This is a genomic window from Gallionella capsiferriformans ES-2, from assembly GCF_000145255.1.
Lineage (GTDB): Bacteria > Pseudomonadota > Gammaproteobacteria > Burkholderiales > Gallionellaceae > Gallionella > Gallionella capsiferriformans.
Genome location: NC_014394.1, coordinates 1,666,052 through 1,682,843, shown reverse-complemented (window position 1 = coordinate 1,682,843; position 16,792 = coordinate 1,666,052). Strand labels below are relative to the sequence as shown.

At 49.7% G+C, this 16,792-nt stretch carries 13 protein-coding genes and 4 tRNA genes; all 17 read left to right on the top strand.

From position 1 onward, the window contains the following. Nucleotides 1–4 precede the first annotated feature (4 nt). The 17 genes from GALF_RS07685 (at nucleotide 5) to GALF_RS07600 (ending at nucleotide 16,507) form a co-directional block, all read left to right on the top strand. On the top strand, nucleotides 5–2,128 hold the full coding sequence (locus GALF_RS07685; RefSeq protein WP_013293500.1) for a hypothetical protein: 2,124 nt from the start codon (nucleotides 5–7) through the stop codon (nucleotides 2,126–2,128). Between the two features lie 7 nt (nucleotides 2,129–2,135). Then, entirely contained in the window at nucleotides 2,136–3,941 is a 1,806-nt protein-coding gene (gene uvrC / locus GALF_RS07680) for an excinuclease ABC subunit UvrC (RefSeq protein ID WP_013293499.1), read from the top strand. Between the two features lie 5 nt (nucleotides 3,942–3,946). After that, a complete protein-coding gene (gene pgsA / locus GALF_RS07675; protein ID WP_013293498.1) occupies nucleotides 3,947–4,513 on the top strand; it encodes a CDP-diacylglycerol--glycerol-3-phosphate 3-phosphatidyltransferase in 567 nt (188 codons plus the stop codon). A 47-nt stretch (nucleotides 4,514–4,560) separates the two neighbouring features. Next, a tRNA-Pro gene (locus GALF_RS07670) sits at nucleotides 4,561–4,637 on the top strand. A 58-nt stretch (nucleotides 4,638–4,695) separates the two neighbouring features. Then, nucleotides 4,696–4,772 (top strand) — tRNA-Pro (locus tag GALF_RS07665). Nucleotides 4,773–4,813: 41 nt separating this feature from the next. Beyond that, nucleotides 4,814–4,890 (top strand) — tRNA-Arg (locus tag GALF_RS07660). A gap of 43 nt (nucleotides 4,891–4,933) precedes the next feature. Then, nucleotides 4,934–5,009 (top strand) — tRNA-His (locus GALF_RS07655). Between the two features lie 507 nt (nucleotides 5,010–5,516). Then, entirely contained in the window at nucleotides 5,517–6,632 is a 1,116-nt protein-coding gene (locus GALF_RS07650; protein WP_013293497.1) for a DUF262 domain-containing protein, read from the top strand. Continuing rightward, the gene (locus GALF_RS07645) at nucleotides 6,622–7,749 is read left to right on the top strand and encodes a DUF3696 domain-containing protein (protein WP_013293496.1); all 1,128 of its coding nucleotides are present in this window, start codon (nucleotides 6,622–6,624) and stop codon (nucleotides 7,747–7,749) included. The genes GALF_RS07650 and GALF_RS07645 overlap by 11 nt, the downstream gene beginning before the upstream one ends. Nucleotides 7,750–7,756: 7 nt before the next feature. Further along, nucleotides 7,757–8,716, top strand: coding sequence for a hypothetical protein (locus tag GALF_RS07640; RefSeq protein WP_013293495.1), 960 nt, complete (start codon nucleotides 7,757–7,759; stop codon nucleotides 8,714–8,716). Between the two features lie 335 nt (nucleotides 8,717–9,051). Next, nucleotides 9,052–9,420 carry a hypothetical protein gene (locus GALF_RS07635; RefSeq protein WP_013293494.1) on the top strand — a complete coding sequence of 123 codons (369 nt, stop codon included), beginning with the start codon at nucleotides 9,052–9,054 and terminating at the stop codon, nucleotides 9,418–9,420. Between the two features lie 93 nt (nucleotides 9,421–9,513). Then, complete coding sequence (locus GALF_RS07630; RefSeq protein WP_013293493.1) at nucleotides 9,514–9,921, top strand: hypothetical protein; 408 nt, start codon at nucleotides 9,514–9,516, stop codon at nucleotides 9,919–9,921. 268 nt (nucleotides 9,922–10,189) lie between these two features. Then, on the top strand, nucleotides 10,190–11,083 hold the full coding sequence (locus GALF_RS07620; RefSeq protein ID WP_013293491.1) for an AAA family ATPase: 894 nt from the start codon (nucleotides 10,190–10,192) through the stop codon (nucleotides 11,081–11,083). Further along, the gene (locus GALF_RS07615; protein ID WP_013293490.1) at nucleotides 11,064–11,882 is read left to right on the top strand and encodes a hypothetical protein; all 819 of its coding nucleotides are present in this window, start codon (nucleotides 11,064–11,066) and stop codon (nucleotides 11,880–11,882) included. The genes GALF_RS07620 and GALF_RS07615 overlap by 20 nt, the downstream gene beginning before the upstream one ends. Before the next feature lie 101 nt (nucleotides 11,883–11,983). Next, nucleotides 11,984–12,877, top strand: coding sequence for a RepB family DNA primase (locus tag GALF_RS07610; protein WP_013293489.1), 894 nt, complete (start codon nucleotides 11,984–11,986; stop codon nucleotides 12,875–12,877). A gap of 899 nt (nucleotides 12,878–13,776) precedes the next feature. Then, a complete protein-coding gene (locus GALF_RS07605) occupies nucleotides 13,777–15,543 on the top strand; it encodes a type IV secretory system conjugative DNA transfer family protein (RefSeq protein WP_013293488.1) in 1,767 nt (588 codons plus the stop codon). A 112-nt stretch (nucleotides 15,544–15,655) separates the two neighbouring features. Beyond that, nucleotides 15,656–16,507, top strand: coding sequence for a hypothetical protein (locus tag GALF_RS07600; RefSeq protein ID WP_013293487.1), 852 nt, complete (start codon nucleotides 15,656–15,658; stop codon nucleotides 16,505–16,507). Nucleotides 16,508–16,792: the final 285 nt, after the last annotated feature.

Below are 16,792 nucleotides of genomic sequence, written 5' to 3'. Positions count from 1 at the left end.
AAACATGACTAAAGCTCATACATGGAATTTTTTTCGCGCAGGCGGTTTCGATCAGGTCAGGCTGGATACGGGTGCTGATCTGATCGCACTCAAGGATTTGGATCAAAAGCTTTGGGTGGCATTGAGTTGCCCGACGCGCGGCATCGAATTCGATACCCGCACGCTTGATTTGATCGACAGCGATGCGGATGGCCGTGTGCGAGCGAACGAAGTGCTGACCGCGATCGAATGGGCGGCAGCCTTACTGAAAAATCCGGATTTGCTGGTGTCAGGCACCGATGAGTTAGCGCTCACAGATATCGACGACAGCCGCGAAGAGGGGCAGCAGATTTTGCGTTCCGCGCAGCATATTCTGAAAAATATGGGCAGGCTGGAGGCGGGCGTCATTTGCATGTCGGATATGACCGATATCGCCCAACTGGTCGCAGGCTTGCAGTTTAACGGCGACGGCGTGATTACCTCTGCGCAGATCAGCGATGAAGGATTGCGCGCGACGATCGAAGATATCAGCAAATGTGCCGGGACGGTGGCTGACTTGAGCGGCGAGGCCGGTATCAATCAGGAAATTACCGAGCGGTTTTTTGCCGAAGCGACCGCCTTTTCGGGCTGGTACGCAAGGGGAGAGTCGGATGCAGAGATTTTGCCGCTGGGTGAGCAGACTCAGGCGGCGGCGTATGCTTTTCATGCGCTACGCGACAAGATCGACGATTACTTTACCCGCTGTCAGTTAGCCGCTTTTGATCCGCGTGCTGCGGCAGCTTTGAATCGATCAATAGAGGATTATCAGCAGATTTCCGTGCAGAGTCTGTCCTCACAAAGCGCGGATGTAGCGAGTTTCCCTTTGTCCGGTATCGCTGCGGGCAAGCCGTTGTCGCTGGTCGCTGGCATTAATCCGGCGTGGCAAGCCCGTGTGGCTGAACTGACGGCGCAGGTTGTTACCCCGATTCTGGGCGAACGGGGAGTATTGGATGCGGCTGAATGGGCACTGCTTTGCGGAAAGTTCGCCGCATTCGATGCCTGGCAGGCGGAAAAGCCGCTGTGCTGTGCCGAGTCGCTGGGTATGACACGCCTGCGCGAACTGATCGCGGGCGCACACAAGGCTCAGATTGATGCGTTGATTGCCGAGGACAAGGCGGTTGAAGCCGAGGTGAAAGCGATTCATGCTGTCGAACGCCTGTTGCGTTACAAGCGCGACCTGTTTGTTCTGGTGAATAATTTTGTCTCTTTCCGCAATTTTTATACCGGCCGCGAAAAAGCGATCTTTCAGGTCGGCACCCTGTATCTTGACGGGCGTAGTTGCGAGCTGACCGTCAAGGTGGACGATGTGGGCAAGCACGCCGTATCGGCGACCCTGAGCGGCGTATGTCTGGTGTATTGCGATTGTGTACGCGGATCGGAAAAAATGAGCATTGCCGCCGCCTTCACGGCCGGTGACTCGGACTTTTTGACGGTCGGCCGCAACGGTATTTTCTACGACAGGAAAGGGCGTGACTGGGATGCGACCATCGTGCGCATCATCGATCACCCCATCGGTATCCGGCAGGCCTTCTGGTCTCCCTATAAGAAACTATCCAAATCGATCAGCGAACAGTTGCAGAAAATAGCCAGTGCCAAGGCCAGCACCGCCGAGTCCGGCATGATCAAGGCTGTGGTCGATAACGGCAAGGCGGTCTCAGGCCCTGTTGTACCGAAACCCGCTTTCGATGTGGGCAAGTTTGCCGGTATTTTTGCGGCCATCGGTCTTGCGATCGGCGCGATCGGCGGAATACTCGCTCATATCGTCGGCGGCGTATTGGGTTTGAAGCTCTGGCAAATTCCGCTGGCGCTGGCAGGCTTGATGCTGGCAATCTCGGGTCCTGCGATGGTGTTGGCCTGGTTTAAACTCAAGCGCCGTAATCTGGCGCCCATTTTGGATGCGAATGGCTGGGCCGTGAATGCGCGTGCAAGAATCAATATTCCATTCGGCACATCGCTGACGGGTGTCGCAAGTCTGCCGTCGGGCGCAAACCGTTCGCTGTTTGATCCCTTCGCCGAGAAAAAATCCGTCTGGCCGTATTATGTGCTGCTGATCGCGCTAGTGGCGACGCTTGCCGCCTTATGGTATTTCGGCTTCTTCGGGCACCGCTAAGCGTCCTTTGGCTACGGAAAAATTTGATCCCAAGCCTATCCTGGCCAGCCTGCCGCTGCTGCCGGGCGTCTATCGCTATTACGATGACAAGGGTGCGCTGCTCTATGTTGGTAAGGCTGTTCAGCTGAAAAAACGCGTCTCATCGTATTTTCAGAAGACCAATGTGTCGCCGCGCATCCGTTTGATGGTCTCGCATATTGCGCGCATCGAAACCACGGTGACGCGCTCTGAAGCCGAGGCCTTGCTGCTTGAAAACAATCTGATCAAATCCCTAAAGCCGCGTTACAACATCCTGTTTCGCGATGACAAGTCCTATCCGTATATCGTACTGACGGGGGATGAGTTTCCCCGTTTGACCTATTATCGCGGCACGCCGAACAAGCAGCATCAGTATTTCGGCCCGTATCCGAATTCTTATGCCGCGCGCGAGACGATACAGTTGCTGCAACGGATATTTCGCATCCGCACCTGCGAGGACAGCGTGTATAACAATCGCACGCGTCCCTGTTTGCAGCATCAGATCAATCGCTGCACCGCGCCCTGTGTGAATCTGATCTCGGCACTAGACTATCAGGCCGATATACATCGTGCCGTACTACTGTTGCAGGGTAAACATCAGGAAGTCGAGCGCACTTTGCGCGATGCGATGGATCAGGCGGCTGAAAATCAGCATTACGAGCAGGCCGCCGTGCTGCGCGACCAGTTGCGTGCGCTGCATACCGTCCAGCAAAAACAATTCGTAGAGTCGACCGGCGGGACGACGGATGCCGATATCATCGCACTGGCGCAATCAGGCGGTTTGGTCTGCCTGAATCTTGCGATGGTGCGTGGCGGACGTCATCTGGGAGATAAGAGTTTTTTCCCTGAGCATGCGGAAGGTCTGGCCTCAGATGAAATTGTCGTAGCCTTTATCGCGCAGCATTATCTTGATCTCGCCGTGCCACCGATACTGTTGCTCGCGTCTGACTGCACCGATAAAACCCTGGCGCAACTGTTGAGCGAGCAGGCGGGACATGCAGTGAAAATTAGCACCGCTACGACAGGCGAGCGCCGGCAATGGCTTGAGATGGCGCAACGCAATGCCGAGTTGGCGCTGGGGCAGCGCGTGATGCAGCAAGGCGGGCAGCAACAGCGTCTGGACAGGTTGCGTGAATGGCTGGAAATGCCCACTGTGCAGCGCATCGAGTGTTTTGATATCAGTCATATCATGGGCGAGGCCACAGTCGCCTCCTGTGTGGTCTACGAAAATCTGGATATGCGTTCTTCGCAATACCGGCGCTACAACATCAGTGGCATTACGCCGGGGGATGACTATGCGGCGATGCGTCAGGCATTGACCCGTCGCTATCAGAAAATCCGCACGGGGGAGGGCGCACGGCCGGATCTGGTTTTGATCGACGGCGGTCTGGGGCAGTTGCATGTCGCGATGGAAGTCATGGCGGAGCTGGCGCTTGATCTGGCGCTGGTGGGGGTGGCGAAGGGCGTTGAGCGTAAGCCTGGCATGGAGCAGCTGATTTTCCCCGACGGTACGGCACGGCAGTTGCCAGCGGATGATCCCGCGCTGCATTTGATACAACAGATCCGTGACGAGGCGCACCGTTTTGCGGTAGCCGGCCACCGCGCACGGCGCGGCAAAACGCGCACCGCATCGAGTTTGGAGGAAATCGCGGGGGTTGGCGACAAACGCCGCCGCAGCCTGCTGACCCACTTTGGCGGGCTGCGTGAAGTCGCGCAGGCCTCCGTCGAGCAACTCTGTCAGGTTGAAGGAATCAGTAAATCGCTTGCCCAAGTGATTTACCAGCGGCTACACTAACGACCATGAATATAAACATCCCAAATCTGCTCACATGGCTGAGGATTCTGCTCATCCCTGTGTTTGTGACGGCTTTTTACCTGTCTGATACTACGCTAAGTCCGCATCTGAAGAATTTAATTGCGACTGGTGTTTTTTTGCTCGCTGCAGTGACAGACTGGTTGGACGGTTATCTCGCGCGTCGCCTGAATCAATCCTCTGCGTTTGGTGCCTTCCTCGATCCGGTCGCTGACAAGTTGATGGTCGCCGCCGCCTTAATTTTGCTGGTCAAGCTGGGACGCGCCGATGCAATTATTGCGTTTATCATCATCGGCCGCGAAATTACCATTTCCGCCTTGCGTGAATGGATGGCGAAAGTCGGTGAGAGTAAGAGTATGGCAGTTTCGATGCTGGGTAAAATTAAGACGACTTTTCAGATGGTTGCCATTGCGCTGCTGCTTTATCACGAGGAGTTTGCCGGATTGGATTGTCAGGTGCTAGGTTCAATGCTGCTTTATATGGCGGCGCTGCTGACCTTGTGGTCTATGGGCTATTACCTGATGATGGCGATGCAAAGATTGAAAGAAATTTGAATAACGCCGTTGCATTATCGGGGCGCGTCTGTATAATGCGCAGCCTTCGGGGTGTAGCGTAGCCTGGTAGCGCGCCTGGTTTGGGACCAGGATGTCGGGAGTTCGAATCTCTCCACCCCGACCAGGTTTTAGTTGATTTTTGTTGTAAGTTGCAATGCTTTTGCTGTATAATGCACGAAATTCGGGGTGTAGCGTAGCCTGGTAGCGCGCCTGGTTTGGGACCAGGATGTCGGGAGTTCGAATCTCTCCACCCCGACCATTTAAGTAGTGTTCTGATCTCTATAGATCGAACAAGAATTTGTGCCCATAGCTCAACCGGATAGAGCACCAGCCTTCTAAGCTGGGGGTTACAGGTTCGATTCCTGTTGGGCACACCAGTGTCTGTCGGGCGCCAAGACGGAAAGTCTGGCAAGTTTAATGGTGGCTGTAGCTCAGTTGGTAGAGTCCAGGATTGTGATTCCTGTTGTCGTGGGTTCGAGCCCCATCAGCCACCCCAAATTAAAGCCGCTAATTCAATGAGTTAGCGGCTTTTTTCTTTTGTTGGATTTAGTCTGGTTTAGCTGTATTTGGCGTTTCTACCACACCGACTGTGGTAGAAATGTGGTGGGAATAGGGAGCAAGTGTGGTAAAAAATAACCTATTACAGAATTAATTTTGCCAGGCTTGGTTTTATTTGGCTCCGTTTGGTGCTGTAGGCGTGGTAGACGTGTGGTGGGGATCATTTTCAATGTGGTAGAAAACTATAGGAATTGCGATATCCTTTTGCCCTATCATGTCGAAGTCCAGTTGTCGGCCTTAGTAGACGATTAGGGGCCGATTGCTTATCGGCACCAACGGCCCATAAGCCGACATTCAGGCCTGCTGAATCTTAAGATCACCGCTCAGGATTTATTCGACTGACTATTCAGTTACCCATCACCCAACTGCGAAAATGGGAAACTCACATTGTTATCCTGTTTATGTCAAAATCGCACAATGACTTAAATCTGTATTTGGAGTATGCATGACAACCAACATAGTCAACGAAATACAAACTGACGAGGAAGTGCAAAAAACCCTAGAGGGATATGAGCCCCCCGAGCCTGGTGGTTGGGAGGGCTATCCCCTAGACGAGCTGGCAATCCGGGATGAACGTCGAACAGCATCTGACGTGATTCGGCGGATTAGGAATGCTAGATTCGTCCTCGATCCAGATTTTCAGCGAGAGTTCGTTTGGGATAAGGATAAACAAAGCCGCTTGATCGAATCGATCCTTCTGCGAATACCATTGCCGGTATTCTATGTGGCGGAAGACAACGAAGGGCGGTTGATCGTAGTGGATGGGCGACAGCGTCTTACCACGCTCTTGCGTTTTCTAGACAACGACCTTGCCCTCCATCTCATTGATCGACCAGAACTTAACGGTAAGCGTTTCGATGGTTTGGACGTTCGCTTGCAGAATCGAGTGGAGGATTGCCAATTACTTTTCTACATCATTGATCGTTCAGTGCCCGAGCGAGCGCGCCTAGACATCTTTGAGCGTGTTAACGGTGGAGAAGTGCTGACCCGTCAGCAAATGCGCAATGCCATTTACAACGGCCCCGCAACTCAGTTCCTGCGTGATGAAGCCCTATCCCTGGCTTTCCAGAAAGCAACCGGCGGCAGCCTCAATGTCGGAAAAATGCAGGATCGCGAGATGATCAACCGATTCTGTTCTTTCCGGCTGATGGATATAGATGACTATCGTGGCGATATGGATGATTGGCTAGCCAAGGGATTGGAGGCGATAAACAAATCCAGCCTGGAAGAAATGGAACAGCTAAGTCATCGATTCCGGCGAGCCATGAATAACAACTTTATCGTATTCGGTCGGCAAGCATTCAGAAAGCATACTTTTTCAGAACAGAGGCGGAGTATCCTCAACGCCTCCTTGTTTGATGTCATGAGTACGGGACTTGCCCGGTATACCGAAGCTAGTGTGGAAGCGAACGCTAATCTGCTTCGGGAGAAATTTTACGCCTTGATGGAAGATGAGGATTTCATTCGCGCCATCACTTATGGATCCAATGCCACAAGGGCAGTTCGCACCCGCTTTCAGATTGCCAAGGCCATGTTCAACGAGGTGTTCAATGCTGCGTGAAATCCATCTTTCCAGTTTCAAATGTTTCGACACCCTGAACCTGCGGTTGGGGCCTCTGACCCTGCTAACGGGAGTGAATGGCGGCGGAAAGTCTTCGGTTATGCAGGCCCTAGTGCTGCTATCCCAGACTTTCAGACAGCAGGAATGGGGGCGCTCCTTGCTGCTCGAAGGCCCCGAATTGGCTTTAGGCAATGCTGCCGATGTACTCAACCAAGACTCGGCGCGACGTGATCTGGCTTTGGGTGTTACCACCGATGAACAGAAGGTTAAATGGTCGTTCAGAGCCGAGGACCGGAGGGCGTTATCCATCGAACTGGAACACGTAGAGCTAGACGGAATCCCTGTTCCCCTTGGAGTCTCCACACGCTGGCTGATGCCGCCCGCCTGTGCAGAGACCTCACAGGCGGTCACCGCTCTGCGAAATCTAAGCTGGATAACTGCTGAGCGTACCGGCCCCAGAGAATTGCTTCCCTTGCGCGTGGCGGATGGACATGCACGCGTTGGACATCACGGCGAAATGGCGGCGGGTCTGCTTTATTGGCGGGGCGAAGATGAAGTGAATCCGGCCTTATGTTTGCCAGACACCCCACCCACCTTGTTCCATCAAGTTCGGGGATATATGCAACGCTTTTTCCCCGGCTGCGACCTGCGGGTCTCGCCCATTGAGGGTGTAAGCGCTATTAGCCTGCGCCTGCGCTCCGATTCCCGGTCGGATTTTCAGCGACCGCAAAATGTTGGCTTTGGCCTGACACAGCTTTTTCCGATCATTGTTTCTTTGTTGGCTGCTCGCGTCGGAGATGTATTGCTTATCGAAAATCCCGAAGTTCATCTCCACCCGCGTGCGCAGCAAAACATCGGCATATTATTGGCGGAAACCGCTGCCACGGGTATACAAGTGGTTCTGGAAACCCATTCAGACCATGTTCTCAATGGTGTTCGGTTGGCCGTTAAGCAGAAAAAACTCCCCGCATCTGATGCCCTAATACACTTCTTCGCCCATCGCCCAGGTCAGGCTGCCGTCCCTGAATCCCCCACCATGGATGATGATGGGCGACTTAATTCATGGCCTGAAGGTTTTTTCGATCAATTGGATTTCGCACTTGCTGAATTAATGTAGCCCACCCATGGACGTGATCTTAGACGAATCCACTCTCGCGCCCTGTGGTAGCTGGAATCCTGCCCGACGAATTCTGGCACTAGCATCGACTATTAGCGCATTGGACGAGTTGGGATGTGCGCGGGTATTACGCTCCGTTCGCACCGCCGCCGATCAGGATATCGGTCAAGGGTGCGGCTTGCGCCGATGGTGTTTCGACCCCGGAACAAATCGTGACGCAGGAATACTCATCGCTCAGCGCCTAGGCAAACAGCCGTTCATTGATGGCGCTGAAGGATTGTTCGCCATGGTCGAAGGAGCACGTGCCATTGAAGGACACTTAGGCAATGTAAGCGTTATTGGTCTGGCATTCGCTGCGCTGACCAACCAGCCTGCCGTGGCACTGGGCAGCGCGAATTTTCACAATAGTACCGAGCTCGCCATTGACCTTGCCACACTAGATGGTGATGACGAGTTCTGGGAGACGATCCAAGTCTGCCGCTTGGTGACTAAAGAAGATGCCTGCCAACGAAGCGAATCCATCACGCGAGGCATTGAGGATTCCGTTGCGAACGGCAAGCAATTGATTGAACGCGCCAGCGATCTGTTTCCACAATTACGCTTCGGTCCAAGAGCCTTACAGCAAATTACTGGGCTCACTGGCAATGAACCCGTTTTCCATCAATTGTTCCGCCATCTTCGTGCCTTGGATCAAGGAGTGTCATCTTGGCAACCGGATACTCAATATTCCCCTGCCAGTGCAATCTCATGGAGCCGAGAATCCAATGCAACTCTACAGCATGCAAGCCATGGCCCATTGCGCGATTTCCCTATGCCCCAAGGCTTCACGTCGCGCCGCTGGAGCGATCACACAAAACCGAGTGGTGGAAATGGGGCTCGGCTCTATTTTCATGCAGAAAGGGCAGGAGACGAAGCCTTGGTTCTGATCGGTTACTTCGGCGAGCATCTGCCTACCGTCCGGTTTTGACTGGTGCCACGATTTGCTCATGGCAGTTTAAGAAATACAGTGGCAGAACTAGATATCAATGACTGTTTCGGGTTGGTAGCGGCCTTAGTTTGTGAATCAATCCAGCGACCGCAATGGCCGAAATGCAGGAATTGGCTGGAAGTATCACCTGGAACGAAAAAGATGTGAACGGTTATTGATATCTGCGTAAATCTGGCAGCAAAGCAGAATTTTGATTAAGCGAGGATGTCGATTCTTGACATTACAAATATAATGTCAATAATTTATATATATAAATCAATATGTTGTGATTATTATTTTGTTGATATTTTAAAAGGCATGGGTATAATCCCTGCATGGCAAATCAAAGCAAATACTGGCATGAGTTAAAGATTGGTACGGGGCCACTGCGTTTTGTGTTTGTTATTGTCTATTCCTTTGCAGCCAGTTTTCTTCTGTTGGTTACGGCTCTCGTGGTTATGCAGTTCATGCAGTTATCTGCTCATATGGTAGAAATTATCGGTATGTCGTTTGGCCTTATATTGGTCACAATGCCGGCCTGGGCAACTTCAATATTTGTGAAACTTGCTGATTTTGTCATTCCAAAATCTAAATCAATCATTATTACTTCGGCAATACCTCCAGTTACGCAGTTCGAAACCCAGATAACTATAAAACAGTTATCCGAACTCCCATATACCCCTCCGCGTCCACACCTGATTTGATGTTATTTCCATGCTGCCTCTTGGCGCGTGGTTCAAATTAGGTGGCCTCTGATTCATGCCACCCCATATAGTCTTTGTATCGGGAGTTGAAGCATGCAACAAAATAAATTATCCGCTGCCCTTCAAATTTCACCTTCTTTTGATGTTGTTGAAGCCTCACATAGTTTTGGTAACGCGTTTGTTAATATTGATCAGCTTGCGCGAATTATTTGTCGATCACCTGCAACGATTAGAACGCAGGTAACCCGAGAACCAAATAAGCTGCCACCGCGTGTGAAGTTTAAAGATGGCACCACGTCTGTAGTTTGGAGTTTGAAAACTGTCTGGAGTTGGCTTGATCAGCTAGAAAATAACGAAATCAACGTGTTATCCGATGCCGCGCCAGCATACCCAAAATCGAAAAGAGGCAAGCCAACTAACGTTGAGAAAAATGCTGCTCAATCGGTCGGTATGTCGGTAATCGAATACCGGAAATCGCTTTCAACTAAGACGGGGGTGTAACTATGTCACTTCCCTTTAATCCAAAAATTTCCATTGATACTGAGATCGATGCAATTGATTATTTACGTTTTCTGCTTACTTTTTTACGAAGACGGCACGGGCAAAAAAGGCATAACGAGATTGAGGTATTCGTCGAGTCAAAACTATTTTTATTCATATGTGAATTAACAGGTGCATGCCCTCATGTTATTCGAAATGCATTTCGCGGTCATATCAAATACGCGAAAGTTTATTTGATAAATAAAGGTAAAAATAAAGGAGAGTTGAAATGAAAAAATTTCATTCCTCAGCGTTACTTGCCAAACCGGCAAAGCCAATTAGTTATATCGTCGATAGGTTAATGCCAGCAGGGGGCATACTTGATGTTTCAGGACCACCAGGTGAAGGTAAAAGCACGATTATTTTATCGCTTGCATCGTCAATATCTACTGGATCAAGCTGGTTCGGTCTTGCGGTAAAAAAGTCCAAAGCAGCATGGATATCCGGAGAGTCAAGTGATGGTGATGCGATTAATCGCGACCTGACTAGACTAAATGTATCTGAAAAATCGGACATTACATTCTTTCTTCCTGAACGCGAACTTTTCAAATTCGATACGCGTAGTCAATGTTGGATAACGACGACTGAAGGGCGGGCGGTGCTGGATGAAGTAAAATCGGCAGGTATAGAGTTTCTTGTTTTTGATACTGTCGGTAGTGTAATTTCTGGGAGCAAAGAAATCGACAATGACCAACAGCGCCAGTTGGCTAGGCATATCCGTTCTGAGACTTTGGGAATAACAACGGCGACGCTCGGGCATACTAACCAAGCTTCGGCTAGAGAAGAAATCAACTTGCGACTTCACTATCTGTCAAAAGCAGGAGGGAGCGGTTTTCCAGGGGCTGTGCGATGGGCTTCTGGTGTCTCACAGGTGCAACATCAAGACGCAACTACGCTCGGAATTAGCGAAGAGGTTATAGGCACAAAGAAACTGGTTGGTTTTGGTGTCAGCAAGCACAACGAAATTCCATCACCCGTATGGACGAATCGGCGGCCAGCGGTGTTCGAAATAAAGCCTGATGGTGCATTAGTGCTTTTTAAAGATGGTCGCGAGATACAGCCTGTTAAAAAGTCCAAGGATATGAAATGTAAGGAGGTGCGCAGTGCTGCCTGCTCATTTTAATCAACGCGCAACAACCCCTACCAACCTCTGTCGAATCCCAATTTTTGCGCCAACAAGAAGGCCGCATGCTGTAACTGCCTGTCGTTTTGATACGCCCTGGGGTTGGGCTCAAATTACAGGAAGACTCGGACAACAACATCGAGATTTACACGATGCCGCAAGATTGGTCGCAGTAGCTGAAGAATGGACGTCTAATGGGTGTATGCATTTGAAAGTTGATCCTGCAAAACTGCGTGCGGCAATGGGCGGTGATACCGTGAACAACGCACTTATAACAAAGTGGATGAGAGATATGCGTGCGGCTGAAATCATAATATATGTAAAGGAGCTCGATAGAATCGTGACTGGCGGAATAATTAGCGAGTTTGATGAGTCTGCTGACAAGTCCAACCTCACTAGTAGGCCTGGAGCTTTTACAGGTGACAAGCCGCGCCGATTTATTCGTATTTCATTTTCATCCGGTTGGTCAAAATTAATCGAGTCTGATAGATCCACAAAATATTGCTTAGATCAAGTCGTGGCACTTAAGCATGGTTTCAGTCAAGCGGTAGCGAGGTTTTGCTTATCTCACGCGAATGTAAACGAAACTGTGATTGGGCTGATAAAAAAGCTAAATGCGGAAGGGCGGATGAGAGTCAGACGAGCTGATCTTGCAGAGGATGCGGAAAGATTGGCGCGAATGGGGATTTACGTCAACGGTGACCAAATAAAATACAGGTCGCCAGCAAAGTCCGGTAAAGCGCCAGCAAAATCCGGTGCCCGCCCGCCAAGTCCGGTCAAAACAGTGTTTTCTCAATAGATCAATAGATCAACGGCGGGGCATCTGACGATAGCCCGCCTACAGACCAAATTCAAAAACATGAAACCACACCCCCCATGGGGGGAAGAAGGAGAATGAAGATGAAACCCGAACAGCAGCGCCAGGCAATGCTTGATTGGCTGATGGCAACGTCACGGCTCGGCACTGATACCAGGTTTGATATTGGTATCGGCGATGCAAACAAAGCCTTGTATTTTCGTCGGAGCGGTTTGTCCAGGCTCCGCTCATTAGACCTGCAGATGCGTATTCCATTTTTCAAGGCCGCCAACATCTCAGGCGTAGGACAAGTTAGCCGACCACTTAATATATACGTTTGTGCCGCTGTGACCGAACCTCAGAGCTGGTTGATGATGGATGACTTAACGTTAAATCAAAGTAGGCGAGTGGCCGGTGAGCGTACACATATGATAATTCAAACTTCGCCGGGATTGCATCATCTGTGGCTTGCCACCTCACGATTAATTTCCATCGCTGAACGTAAAGCTTGCCAACAAGTTTTACAGCAGCGATATGGCGGCGATGCCGCAAGCGTCAGTGGTGATCACTTTGGTCGTTTGCCAGGCTTTAAAAACATCAAGCGGGGCAAGTGGGTGAATTTCGTTGACAGTAAAATCGTAGATCGGAGAGCTGACGTCGATGTGTTGCTTGAACTCGCTGAAAAGCAGGGATTTATTCTCCCCCCCTTGGGGGGTGTGGTCTCGGCCCAGCCGCAGGCGAATCTGCATAACGCATTCGCATCGAGAGTTAGATCCATCGCAAAGCCTTTCATTGCCACTGGACGCAATGAGTCAAGCTTTGAGTATGCTTATGCTCGAGCGCATTATGAAAAAAATCTTACCATCGAAGATGGCATTGCAAATCTTGCCCAGCGGGCGCTTGATCGAGGGAAGAGAAAAACTTATGCAGCAGCCGAAAATTATGCAAGACTGACTTTTGCACACGCCGCAACCAGGTGTTCAGTAAAAGTCAGTTAACGTGAACTTTTTGCTGATTGAATTGTGGCATATCGTGCGCTCGAACTTGCAGAAAACGAAAACTGTTGATTGCGGCGTACCAAACGGGCGCATTTCTTTTCTTTTGTACTCTCGTTTTGTTGTCTGTTTTTAAATCGTCCTTGCTTGTTTCAGGTATTGGAAAATGTGTCTCACATATCAGAATCCCATCGACATATTTGTGCTCATATGTCGGTTGCGTATGTGAAAGATTGCAATTAAATCAACGGTAATCCCTATGGGCGGGGGTGGGATTCCCCCCTTCTCACTGGCGTTCGACCCGGGCAAGTCAACTTCAGGCCAAGTCTTTCATCCTTGCAAGCAAGGAGTGAAGTTGTGAGTCGACGGTGAACACGTCTAAATTCATTGCTTCGCACTGTAATTTACTCACAACTTCACTCCTTGTCCGCCGAAGAGCTGGCAGCCAAGGGCTTCATATTTATCTGGACGATAATTATTTCGGGCCAGGATAAATCCCTGACCTTCAAGACTTGGCGGGCTGTGCCCCCACTTCTGTTTTTGGTCTCGGTGCGCCGGTAAAGCTGGCTTACTCAACGCAAAAACTGAAGCGGCTCCCCCGGGTATCTACGCTTGCGCTGCGATAGGTTTCGCTATTGCTCACCCCAAATATGACGATGTAACTGTCAGATTCGGCGCCCCTCCGTGAACAGTAAACTGTTCACTCCGCGCACGATAAGTCCGTGCTTGTCCTCCGATGCGATGAGTCTGCATCTGCGCATAAAATCAATCTCGCTTGATGGCGCGATTGATTTTATTTTGCCGGGGGTGGCGCAGAATACTAGCGCATTATCAAATCATAAAAGTCAATTTAAGCATATGTGCCATGCTCTTGTCGTTATCAATCCGGGGAGAAATATGCCATGTTAGTCTCGACTTTAAATTTATATATTCTTGCATTTTTGATGTACGTCGCTCATGCATTTTCTTTTGCAGGAGCAACATCTGCATTTGCAGTTTTTTGGTTGAATCGGAAATGTGCCGAAGATAAAGCAACAACTATGCGCGAGCGTATTTTTGCGATTTTGTCAGTGCCGGCGTTGATTATTTCACTTGTTTATATGCTGATTCCTGTAGTTTCAAAGATTGAATTCGGGGTTTTTATTACGCCATCTTTTTATGATCTTGCATGTTTCATCGGACCCTTACTCATTGGTGTGCTCACTGCAATTTTCATGTTGCGCTCTGGCGTGCAGATGCTTGAAAAAGCAAAGTCTAACCTGACAAAGAGTAGTGAGCTTGAACGAAATACTAAAACTGACGTTCGTGATTTATCAAAAAGTATCCCTGCAAAAGCGGTGAAATTCGATCCCTTGTCCTTCATCTTGAAGAAGGGTGATGGCGTGTTTTTAGGACTTGATGAAAAGTCACAGCCAGTTAACATTGAATTCGGTGGCGGCACTTCGGCTCCTCATGTTCAAGTAATTGGAACAACTGGGGCAGGGAAGGGGGTTTCAATCGGCCTGATGGCAAGTCAATTTTTGGAGCTTGGCGAAGCAGTTTTTTTCTGTGACCCAAAAAATGATGAGTGGGCGCCGAGTGTTTTATATGCGGCGGCTCAGCGTACCGGTAAACCATACTATTTTATTGACCTTAATCGACCAGCAGGACCTCAATTCAATATTTTTGAAGGCGCGACTGAGGTGGAGGCGTTTGAATTGTTCCAGGCCGGGTTCAATCTTGTAGAACGCGGTGATGCGAGTGATTTTTATGGTATCGCCGATAGGCGTGAGGCAGGTGTCGTTGCACGACTGATGTCTCGCGATAATGTCACAATTGCTGAAGCTTACGCTGCACAACAAGACGTAATTTTACAATCGGGTGCAGAAAAGTTCTACGGCAGGCTGCGCGAGATGGCTGAAACTCCATCCATCAATGCCAAGTCTGATGGCATTGATCTTGCTAAAGTGATTGAGGAGGGTGGCTGCGTTTATATTGTTGGTTCGATGCGTAGTGATATTGTCAAAACCGCTCAGAGAATGCTTCTGGTTAGGCTCATACAACTTGCCGAACGTCGCGACCGCATGCGTGCTGGAGAGTTACGCAAAATCTGTATTGTTCTTGATGAAGTTAAATATCACCTTTCGCGGCCCGCGCTTGAGGGGCTTGGCGCTGCACGCGACAAAGGTGTTCATTTCATCCTGGCTCACCAAAGCTTGGGAGATCTGAAGGACTGTACTAAAGACTTGAATCCTGATGCTGTGGTTGACGCAGTTGTTGAAAATTGTCGGTTAAAGCTGTGTTACAGGGTGCAGTCACCCGTGACTGCTCAGTGGCTGGCCAGTATGAGCGGTAAAGTGCAGGTCGACGACGAAGCGCGGACTGTTAAACGCAATGCGGTTTTGTCTGAAACGGTTCACGATCAGCGCACGATTCGTCAGACCGAAACATATTTTGTGGATGAAAATATGCTGCTGAATTTGCCTCCGCAGGTTGCGGTCCTTTACGGTGCAGGGCTGCCAAAATTTGTTTCAATTCAGCCTCTAAAAGTTCTTAAATCACCGGAGGCCATCAAAATCAAGATTGTTGCTGGCACTACCGTGCAATCCTCGATTGACATGCTTGATATCGCCTCGCCTGCGCGTGCTTCACACTCTGAGAACGGTGCACGCGAGAATTCACTGTTGTAAATTTTGGCATGGTAAGGCTTGCGGAGATGCAGATTTGCCACTGTCTGCGCAATAAAAGTCAATTTTTAGCGGTGTGCTAATGTGGTTTTATTGTATCCATAGGAGCGTATATATGCAGAACCCACTTCCCGTCATGAGCTACGTTCAACGACAAGCGCGTGCTGCTCAAAAGGCTGATATTCTGCTCAAATTTTTAGGGAGCGGTGATGTTTTTACAACATCGGATATTGCCGCTGAATTGCTCTGTATTGACCGTCGTCGCGCCAGCGCACTGCTCCAAAAGCTTGAGCAGAATGGTGCGCTTAAATCTGAGACGCATCTTGTTAGTCAGATTGAAAGTCGTGATTCAGCTAAAAAACTATCAGTTAAAGATGTTATGGCGCTGCTGAAACGCGCTGCCGGAGATCAAGCCGTTGCGCTTACTGCTCTTCAATCTATGAGTGAGAAACGTATTTCGACAGCGCGCACAGTTCGTATCTATGGCATTTCTCCTCATGGAATTGCACTGGCGGATTGCTATGGTAATCCTCATTTCGAACTGGGCAGGACAAATGCAGCCTGGATCAACCACCGACTGGACACACAGCGCATGCGCATTCGCGCTGCTGCTGCGGGCTGGACTGGTTGGACTCCTGAGCGCATTCTGCGCTTAACACCTGGCATGAAGAAAATTCCAGATGCAATTTCAATTAATAAATTAGGCCAGAGAATATCAATTGAGATCGAGCGATCATGCAAGACTTCAAAACGGTATAGCGAGTTAATCGTCATCTACTTGCAGGAAATTAAAGCTGGAAAAATTGATGAAGTTCATTATGTTTGTCCGGCTGGCGTATCAAAATTGGTAAAGAAATGCTTTGAAAGCATTGATACTGTGAAATTTCACGGTGACATTGTAAAGCTGGAACAGAAGCACCGTGACCGCTTCAAATTTTTTGATTTCGACGAATGGGCAAAGGATTAAAATGGCTAACCAACAAAATCATCAGGGCTCTTTTATATCGAGGATTTTAACTCGTGCAGTGCTTAGTTTCGCGTTGTGCTATGGCGTGGCGTGGGGGTGTGATCAATATTTACTGGCATCTCTGCCATATTCAATTCACCTGAAAATTGTTGGGGTTAGGGACACCGCGTACAATTACTTGGTGTCCACGTTAACGGTCAATGAAGCAAAGCTTTGGAAGTGAGTATTAAAGGTGTCCTTTAAGCCCACTGGAATTCCCATTTTGATTTGAGAATTCCAGTGGCT

Coding starts and splice junctions, on each gene's coding strand:
- GALF_RS07650 (WP_013293497.1), top strand. CDS start 5,517: ATGACAACCAACATAGTCAACGAAATACAAACTGACGAGGAAGTGCAA.
- pgsA (WP_013293498.1), top strand. CDS start 3,947: ATGAATATAAACATCCCAAATCTGCTCACATGGCTGAGGATTCTGCTC.
- GALF_RS07640 (WP_013293495.1), top strand. CDS start 7,757: ATGGACGTGATCTTAGACGAATCCACTCTCGCGCCCTGTGGTAGCTGG.
- GALF_RS07620 (WP_013293491.1), top strand. CDS start 10,190: ATGAAAAAATTTCATTCCTCAGCGTTACTTGCCAAACCGGCAAAGCCA.
- GALF_RS07685 (WP_013293500.1), top strand. CDS start 5: ATGACTAAAGCTCATACATGGAATTTTTTTCGCGCAGGCGGTTTCGAT.
- GALF_RS07605 (WP_013293488.1), top strand. CDS start 13,777: ATGTTAGTCTCGACTTTAAATTTATATATTCTTGCATTTTTGATGTAC.
- GALF_RS07600 (WP_013293487.1), top strand. CDS start 15,656: ATGCAGAACCCACTTCCCGTCATGAGCTACGTTCAACGACAAGCGCGT.
- GALF_RS07610 (WP_013293489.1), top strand. CDS start 11,984: ATGAAACCCGAACAGCAGCGCCAGGCAATGCTTGATTGGCTGATGGCA.
- GALF_RS07645 (WP_013293496.1), top strand. CDS start 6,622: ATGCTGCGTGAAATCCATCTTTCCAGTTTCAAATGTTTCGACACCCTG.
- GALF_RS07630 (WP_013293493.1), top strand. CDS start 9,514: ATGCAACAAAATAAATTATCCGCTGCCCTTCAAATTTCACCTTCTTTT.
- GALF_RS07635 (WP_013293494.1), top strand. CDS start 9,052: ATGGCAAATCAAAGCAAATACTGGCATGAGTTAAAGATTGGTACGGGG.